The 8,518-nt window shown below is 69.8% G+C and carries 6 protein-coding genes and 1 pseudogene; 2 read left to right on the plus strand and 5 right to left on the minus strand.

Annotated elements, in window-relative coordinates; translation table 11 throughout:
• Positions 1-493: 493 nt before the first annotated feature.
• The gene (locus JNW87_RS30540; RefSeq protein ID WP_236648489.1) at positions 494-1,141 is read right to left on the minus strand and encodes a hypothetical protein; all 648 of its coding nucleotides are present in this window, start codon (positions 1,139-1,141) and stop codon (positions 494-496) included.
• A 428-nt stretch (positions 1,142-1,569) separates the two neighbouring features.
• On the opposite strand from JNW87_RS30540, the gene JNW87_RS30545 reads away from it, so the two are divergent.
• Entirely contained in the window at positions 1,570-2,586 is a 1,017-nt protein-coding gene (locus JNW87_RS30545; RefSeq protein ID WP_236648488.1) for an IS110 family transposase, read from the plus strand.
• A 20-nt stretch (positions 2,587-2,606) separates the two neighbouring features.
• On the opposite strand, the pseudogene JNW87_RS30550 reads toward JNW87_RS30545, so the two are convergent.
• Positions 2,607-3,427, minus strand: a pseudogene (locus JNW87_RS30550) (transposase family protein).
• 174 nt (positions 3,428-3,601) lie between these two features.
• Between JNW87_RS30550 and JNW87_RS30555 the strand changes: the two are divergent.
• Positions 3,602-3,793 (plus strand): hypothetical protein, encoded by a 192-nt coding sequence (locus JNW87_RS30555; protein WP_236647265.1) that lies wholly within the window; start codon positions 3,602-3,604, stop codon positions 3,791-3,793.
• Positions 3,794-4,049: 256 nt separating this feature from the next.
• Here JNW87_RS30555 and JNW87_RS30560 read toward each other — a convergent pair whose 3' ends face one another.
• The 3 genes from JNW87_RS30560 to JNW87_RS30570 all read right to left on the minus strand — a co-directional run.
• Entirely contained in the window at positions 4,050-5,312 is a 1,263-nt protein-coding gene (locus JNW87_RS30560) for an ATP-binding protein (protein WP_109799849.1), read from the minus strand.
• A gap of 177 nt (positions 5,313-5,489) precedes the next feature.
• Entirely contained in the window at positions 5,490-6,731 is a 1,242-nt protein-coding gene (locus JNW87_RS30565; protein WP_238454849.1) for a TIGR02679 family protein, read from the minus strand.
• A 47-nt stretch (positions 6,732-6,778) separates the two neighbouring features.
• A partial coding sequence (locus tag JNW87_RS30570) for an SbcC/MukB-like Walker B domain-containing protein (protein ID WP_305070475.1) occupies positions 6,779-8,518 on the minus strand: 1,740 nt, incomplete at its 5' end.

Genomic DNA, 8,518 nt, shown 5'->3' on the forward strand with positions numbered 1-8,518 from the left:
GTCACCGGCATACGCAAGCTACTCGCCACGCAGGTGTTGATGTCGTTGGCAGGCCGCGGACCCGCACCATTCTGATCGTGCGCCGCACGGCCGCCGCTATATCGCCGCCGCGAACGCGGTCACTCTGCTCCGAGGCAGCGACGAGGGCAGGACCGTGTTGATCGGTAGACTCTGCCAGGAACCGCTAACTCTCATGGCTAACCGGGCGTCCCGGGTGCGTTACGAGGGGTGCGTGCAGCGAACAGCCGTTCCTTCCCAGGAGAGTGCGCGCACCTGGCTCTGCCGGCTCCGCCTGAAAATGACCCCGTGGTTCCGGGGCGAAAGGGTCACTTCACCGGGTCCTGGCTAGACCCAGGACACCAGGCGTGACCAAGCCGCTGATCCTTGGGCTGATCGCCGAACGCGAGACGGCAGCAAGACGTTGCTCAGCCTGGCCGACCACACCGATCCGGCGACACCCGCTGACTCGACCGTCGCCAGCCCTCGGGGGATGTCACTCGCGTGTCAGGCCCGGTGGCAGCGCGTCTTCGTCGGGTCGTACCCGGCGGGTGTTGGTCACGGGGTCGCGTTGGACGGTGTGGATCAGTTGTTCCGGGCCGCCGACGCAGGTCCAGGTGTCGTCCCAGAGTGCGGAGACCAGCCACGATCGGTCGGCGGGGAAGAACAGGTCGGGCAGTGATCCACGGGCGTGGCGTATGTGACCACCGGTGCGCCAGGTGAGGGCCTGCTCGGGTCCGGCCTTGATCAGCACGTACGGCCAGTTCCAGTAGAGCGACACCCTGGGGGCCTGGGGAAGGACGACGTCGTGGGCGCCGGTGTCGAGGTAGGCCAGCCACCAGGGCTGGTCGGGGGTGTGCGTGATGAGGTCTTCGACCAGGGCGTGCTCGTAGGCGACGGCGGTGACATCGTCGGCCTGGTACGTGGTGGCGTAGGCGTCGAAGATCGGCGGGATGGCGGTGGTGATCGAGACGCCGGCGGTGGTGTGACCGGCGATCCATTCCACGTCGGCGGCGGTGCCGATGCGCCAGTCCCGGCCGTCCTTGCTGACCTGCACACCACTATTTAAGCCGCTGCGGTGATGGTTGGCGTGAAAATCGGGCTGGTCGCGGTACGGCCGGCGGCCTCCGTCATGGTCAGTCACACCGTGCTCTTCCCCCGCTCGATGTGGGGGCTGATGCTCCCGGACCTCGCACAGCGGGTCCGAGATGCCCGGCGGCGGGTGCGGCAGGCTGGGGTTGCCGTGCCCGCTGGGCCGGGAGTGGGGATGGCTCTGTGTGTTCCGCCGTGCCTGTGGCTGACCTTCGAGGTGCCGCCCACTCGCGCCTCGCGGGCGGGTTGGTTGAACGGGCGCGGCACCGCTGGCCGTAGATGCTGGTGCCCGGAGGTGGTGGGTATGGCTGCGTGTGTTTCGCCGAGATTGCTTGGCTGACGGTAGGAGATGCCACGCGCCGCTTCGTCGTCTGTGGATCCGGCAGACCGCTGATGGAGACCCGCGACCTGCGTTCGCATCGCTAGAAGGTGCCGGCAAACCCGAACCCACAGACCAGGGCCACTCGAGAGAACCGACCGATGAAGGGGAGCGCGACGGTGGCGAAGCTGTGGATCGGCGTGGACATCGGCAAGACCCACCACCATGTCGCCGCCGTCGACGGTGACGGCCATCTGGTCTACTCCCGCCGGGTCGCCAACGACGAGACCGCCCTCCTGACGGTCATGGCCGAGGTGTCGACGCATGGCCGTCCGGTCTGCTGGGCGGTGGACGTCACCACTGGCCTGTCGGCGCTGCTGCTGACCCTGCTGTGGCGGCGGCAGGTCCAGGTCCGGTACGTCTCCGGTACGGTCGCGTTCCACATGGCCGCCGCGTTCGCCGGAGAGAACAAGACCGACGCCCGCGACGCGGTGGTCATCGCCCAGACCATCCGCATGCGGCCCGACATCCCGATCCTGGAACCCTCCGACCGGCTCCTCGCCGAACTCACCGTGCTCACCGGCTACCGCGCCGACCTTGTCGGCCAGCGCGTCGCCACCCTGTTCCGATTGCAGGAACTACTCACGGGCATGAGCCCCGCCCTGGAGCGGGCTGTGGACCTGAACCGCAAAGGCCCGATGATGGTGCTGGCGTGCTGGCAGACGCCGGCCGCGATCCGGCACGCCGGCGTCGACCGGATCACCGCCCTGCTCCGACGCGGTCACGTCAAGAACGCCGTCCACGTCGCCGAGGCGATGGTCGCCGCCGCACGGCAGCAGACCGTCACGCTGCCCGGCCAACGCGCCGCCGCCGTGGTAGTCGGGCAGATGGCCACCGAGATCCTCGCCCTGGAGCAACGCATCGCCGCCGTCGACGACCTCATCGCCGACCAGCTCGACCAGCACCCCCTGGCGCCGATCATCGGGAGTCTGCCGGGCATGGGCCCCCTGCTCACCGCCGAACTGCTCGTCCACACCGCCGGAATGACCGAGTACGACAGCCCGGCAAAACTCGCCGCCCACGCCGGCTTGGCGCCTGTTTCCCGCGACTCCGGAACGGTTTCCGGAAACCATCGGCAGCCCCGCCGCTATCACCGGAGACTGAGCCTTTCCGCGTAACGGGTCGTGGCGTTGGGTGATCAGGTTGTGCGGTTGTGGTCGAAGTGCAGGAGTACGAGGGCTGCCGCGGTGATCCTGCCGATGCTCCAAGGGCAGAGGCTGACGTTGCGCAACGCTTTGAAGGTGGTCTTGAGCAGGGAGTTTCCGCGTTCGCCGATGGCGCGGACACCGTTGTGGGCTCTGTTGAACTGCTGCTGCACGTCGGTGCAGGCGCCGTTGCGCGGCTTCTTGAACGCGATCGTGATCGTGTCGGCTTCGCCTTCGTAGCCGAGGTCGCCGAGCACCCGACGGTCGTCGTTGGTCCAGGTGGCCAGCAGCGGCAGGATGTCGTGTTCACGCAGGGCGGTCGTGTCGTGTTCCCGGCCGGCCGTACCGGCGAGGTCCACAGCGGCCACCCGTCCGGAGCGGTCACGACCTGCACGTTGCCACCATGGTTGTCGTGTTTGCCGGACCACCACAGGTCCACCCCTGGTGTCGGCCCAGGTGTGCGGCACCGGTCAGTCTCGATCAGGGTCCCGTCGATGTTCACGTGGGCGTAGCCGGCCACTTTCGCCGCCAGCAGCACCGATTCCAGCCGCGGCGCGTGGGCGGCGAGGACCCGGATGCCCTCGTGCAGGTAGTCGTAGCCGGTCGACGAGCTGACCTGGTTGTCGAGGGCCAACTGTTTGATCCGAGTGCCGTCGAGGAACCAGCGGATCACCAGGATCGCCTGCTTGAAGCAGCCCAGCGCCCGGGTCCCGGTACGGGTCCCGAGCCGCTGCCGTTCAGCGTGCAGGAGCCCGGACAGGAACAACACGGTCTCCTCGCGCACGGACAGCTCGGCGGTGTATGTGACACTCATGGCGACGCAGGACCCCTACTGAAGTTGATCTGTGAGAGGACCACTTCATACCGGGGTTCTGCGTCTTTCCCTTGCACCACAACGGGTTCCGGCGTGTCTACACCGATCATCAGGGCAGCTACCCGACGTACTCACACCGTTGCGCGGAAAGGCTCACTGCGGCACATCTTGTGGATGGCGGCGTTCACCGCCGCCAGGGAATGCCCTACCTCCCGCGCCTACTATGAGAAGAAACGCGCCGAGGGTAAACACCACCGCCAGGCCATGCTCGCCCTCGCCCGACGACGCGTCGACGTCCTCTGGGCACTCATCCGCGACAACAAGACATTCACCCGACCGGCACCGGCGATCCACGCCGCAGCCTGAACCAGACCGCTCCCCGCCGACGCGACCCCGGTCCCGCCGGCCGCCCCACCCTGCCTATCAAGATCACCCGGAGTCACATGGAGACTCCTAAGACGGTGCTCTATCTGTATACGCAGGTTCGCTACCTGCGGGTTCCTATTCTGGTTCCTTGGTCACTGGTCGCACCCGCGCGTTGCTGTGCTCGCTTGCCGGAGATCAGCGGACATGTCCTGGTGATCGAATGAGCCCTCATCTGACGGCAGCGACCTGAGCGAGGTCAGTCTGCTGGCGGAGTGGGAATCTGCCACAGGGCACTGACTGGCATGGCGCGGAGTCTGTCGCCGAACGGCAGCGTGGAGGTTCCGGTGTGGAGGACGATGCCGGCGATGAAGTCGTCGCCGAGGCGGTCGGCGAGTCGGCGTAGCCCGCGGAAGTCCTCAGGTCCGACGGTGGTGGCTGCCTTGACCTCGATCCCGACGACGTGACCAGATCTGTTCTCAAGCACCGCGTCGACCTCGTACCTGCTCTGGTCGCGGTAGTGGGACAGGTCGGCGAACTGCTCGGACCAGGTGAGCTGGCGGGACAGCTCGGACAGGACGAATGATTCGAGCAGCGGGGCGAACGGTGCGCCCGGCCGGAGCAGCGCCCGGGCGTCGATCGCGATCTCGTTGGCGGCGATGCCCGAGTCGACGAAGATTATTTTTGGAGCGGCGGTGGCGCGGGTGCCCAGGTTGCGGGACCAGCCGGGGATCCGCTTGATCAGGAATATCTCTTCCAGGGCCTGGAGGTAGCGGGCGATCGTCGGCCGGCTCAGTCCGAGTGCGGATTCGAGGGAGTTGGCGGCGATGATGGTCGCGGATCTGGCCGCGAGGAGGCGTACCAGCTTGCGCAGCTCGCCCTTGTGCTGGATGTCGGACAGCTGCCGCACATCGCGATCGATGAGTGCTTGGACGTACGCGTCGAGGAACCGTTGGCGGCGCCGCGGGTCGGCGCGGGCCGTGGCCTCGGGCAGGCCGCCGCGCACGACTCTGGCCGCGTAGTCGGCGCGGGTCACGTCCGACTCATGTCGCAGTTCGGGGCCGAGCGCGAAGATGGCGTCGACGAATCCGTCCGGCTCGCCGTCGAGCTCGCCTTGGGAGAACGGCCAGAGCTCGACGGTTTCCATCCGGCCGGGCAACGCGTCCGGGGCTGCCACCATACCGAACAGCCGCGATGAGCCGGTGAGCAGATACCGGCCAGGACGAGGGTCCTCGTCGACGGCTGCCTTGATGGCCAGCAGCAGCTCCGGAGCGCGCTGGATCTCGTCAACCACCAGCAGTTCGGAGGAGTCCACGAAGCCGACCGGGTCGGCGATCGCCGCTGCCCGGTCCTGCGCCCGATCGAGATCACGGCGCTCGGCGAGCCGGTCGCCGGCGACGATGCGAACCAGGGTGCTCTTGCCTGTCTGGCGTGCCCCGCTGATCAGCACGACGCGGGTGTCGGCCAGGGCGGCGTCGACCTGCGCGGCGGCGCGGCGGGGAGTCAGGTGCGGTGTGGGCACACGTCACAGTAACTGACGGGGGTTTCGATCTGCGAGGGCTTACGCTTTCGATCTGCGGCAGATCGGTGTTCGATATGCGGGCTCCTTGTGTTCGACTTGCGGCTGTCGCCCCGGGAGGACCGCCGCTCCTCTCCCACACGGACTCGGAACCGACGACGGACCGCCATCGCCGGCGCGTCACCCGGCTCCGGCCGTACGCAGGTCGGCGATGAGCTGGTCGAGCAGGCGTTCCTCCATCACCGCTCGGCCGGTGCGCCGCATCGACTCGCCTAGCGACTCGTCCCACGGCGTCCCGACGGGCGTACCGAGCAGGGCCGTGCCGGTGCCCGCCGCAGGCAGGTAGTCGGCGGCGGTCATCCGCCACGGAACCGCGCGCGGGTACCGCTGCAGCGCCGCCGCCGTCAGCCGTACGCCGGTCCAGTCGAAGTCGTTGCGCCACCGGATCACCGCTGCCCTGGAGGCGGCGCGCAGCAGTGTGTGGACGGCTACTGACGGCACCCCCTCCGTGCAGACCAGCGGCGGAACCTGGGCCCCGAGGGCGGCGGTGGCCGCGCGGAGCACGGCGGGGTTCTCGCAGACGAAGACCTCGTCGCAGGTCAGGGTCAGCGGTGCCAGGCGCAACTGGTGCAGGGTGACCCGGGTCGGCACGCCCGCCTGGGTGGCCTCGGTCAGCCACCGCCCGACCAGGCCGCCGGTGGCCGGCACGTTGAGCACCAGCACCTGGCTGGCGAGGTCGTCCGGGACCAGCCCGACCGACTCCCACAACGCCCGCTCCCGCTCGCCGTCGACCGGTAGCGCTGTCTGCTGCCACGCGGCGACGGCACGGAGGACGAGCCCGCGCAGCGGCCCTTCGGTGAGGGCCTTCGTGTCGTCCAGCACCCGGTCGGCGAAGACCGGCATCGGTTCGTCGGCTGCGGGCAGCGCGTCCAGTACGCGGACGACGTCCTGGAACGGCAGCCCGGTTCGCACGACGCGGGTCAGGGTACCGTCGCGGCGTAGGCCGTCGAGCCATTCGGCGTACCAGGTGGTGCTGGCGTGCCGGCCGTCGTGGGCCACGGCGAGAACGGCATCCCGGGCCACCGCCTCGCGTTTGAGGTCGGCCGGCCGGTTACGCAGCGGGGCCGACGCGGTGAGCACGTCGGCCAGGCCCAATCCGTGTGCCGCCCGCAGGTGCTCGTCCACCTCAGCCAGTCGGACGCTGAGGCGGGACGCAGTGGCGGAGCGGTGGGTACCGGTGATGCCGATAATCACGAGACGTTCGTCGTCAGTGGGGGCGGCCAACGTCACGGTGGCGTCGAGCCGGCCACCGGTGCGTTCCAGGCTGCGCCGGGCGGCCGTGAGCAACCGTCGCCAGCCCGGCTGCTCGACCAGGTTCGTCGATCCGCCGTGATCGCCAGGCCGCTCTGGCTGCTCGGTCAACGCCTGTCGGCCGAACCGGTCCGACGGCCGGTCGTCGCGTCCGCCGGTCATTCGTCGGCGAGGTCGAGCAGGACGCCGGCCCGGTCGGCATCCCCGCGACCGTCCGGGGCGCGGCGAGTCTCCGGGGAGCCGAGCGCGCGAGCCAGCGTTCCGTCGAAGTCGGCGATGTTGGTCGAGCCGTCCCAGACCAGCAGCACGGTGGACACCGCGTGCTCCACGGCGGAGTGGGACAGGTCGTAGTGGGCGGCGCCGCTGACCGCCGGGTGGGTGGCCCAGAGGTCGTAACCGGTCATGAACAGGTCCAGGTCGAACTGTTTCGCCAGGGCCATCAGTTCCCCTCGGCCGGTGTCGTCCACGCCGGCGAACGCCTCGTCGAGGCCGAGCAGTCGGGGTGCGTCAGGCCGTGCCGAGCCGAACAGCGCGTTGGCGGCGGCGAAGAGCGGCAGGTGCAGGGAGACCGACTGTTCGCCGCCGGAGAGCTGGCTGTGCCGGGCTCGGGTCAGTGCCTCCGTGCCGCCGCCGGGCCGGTGCAGGGTGAACGCGAACGTTCGCCACTGCCGGTAGTCGAGGACGTCACCGAGGAGTTCCCGGCACGGCCGCTCGGGCGCTGCCGCCCGCGCCGTCTTGATCCTAGCGGCGAAGTGCCGGCGCATGGCGGTGAGCTGGGCCGGCCCCAGCCGGGCCGGATCGCGTTCGAGCAGCTTGCAGACGTCGCGTTGTTCGGCGTCGAGGTCGTCGGCGAGCCGCCAGCCGACGCCGACGGTGAGCCCGGAGGACATCCGGCGGGCCCGCATCTGGCTGTCCATTGCCGCCACCAGGTCGCGGGCCTCGATGGTCCGGTGATGGATCTGCCGGGCAAGTTGCCCGAGCAGGGCGTCCTCCAGCACCCGCTGTTCGGAGTCGGTGAGCAGTTGTTCCTGGTCGTGGCGCTCCCGGGCGATCCGGTCCGCGAAGTGGGCGACCGGGGTCAGGCCCTGCTCGTCGGCGACCCGGACGACGATCACCCCGTCGTCGGTGTCCCATTCGGGTCGGTGGTCGAGGCCGGCGGCCGGCAGTTGTGCCTGCAGTTCGGTCAGCGCGGTGGTGAGCCGGGTGGCGCTCTGCTTGAGTGACGTCTCGGTGGGGCTCAACTCCCGGGTGGCGGCGAGGATCGCCTCGTGCAGGGCCGCCACCTGCGGGTGTAGCTCGTCGCCCGGGGTCTGCGCCGGCCAGCGCAGATCGGTGGGGCACCGCAGCAGGCCCAGCAGGTCCGGCTGGGCGTACGGGCGCAGCCGCTGAGCATCGTGCTGAGCCTCGGCGACGGCAGCGGTCACGGCCTGCTCGCCCAGTTCCACCCGGGTCAGCACGGCGGCCCGCCGTTCCCGGGCGGAGCCGAGCTGGGTGCGGGCCTGCTCGATGGCCTGCTCCGCCTCGGTGATCTCGTCGGCGGTGCGGGCAACGTCGGCCAGCACCCGTTCCGCGTCGGCGCCGACGCTGTCGCGCAGCGTCCGGTACGCCTCGGCCTTGTCCCGGTGCCGGGAACGGGCGGTGCGCGCGGTGTCCTCGGCGGCGGTGAACCGGTCGATCGCCTCGTCGTGCCGCTGCCGCGCCTGGTCCTCCTGCTCGGCAGCGCGCGCGGCGGCTGGCCGCGCGCTCTCCAGGCGTACGCCTCGCTTCTCGAAGCGGTCCACCGCCTCCGCCGTGTCGTCGAGCCGGTCCACCGGTAGCGACCGCTCCGCAATCGTCCGGCGCAGCGCGGCAGTCGCGGCGGCCCGCTCGGCCAGGGCCTGGTCGAGGCGGGCGGCGGA

It is taken from the genome of Micromonospora sp. ATA51 (genome assembly GCF_016802855.1).
Taxonomy (GTDB): domain Bacteria; phylum Actinomycetota; class Actinomycetes; order Mycobacteriales; family Micromonosporaceae; genus Micromonospora; species Micromonospora sicca.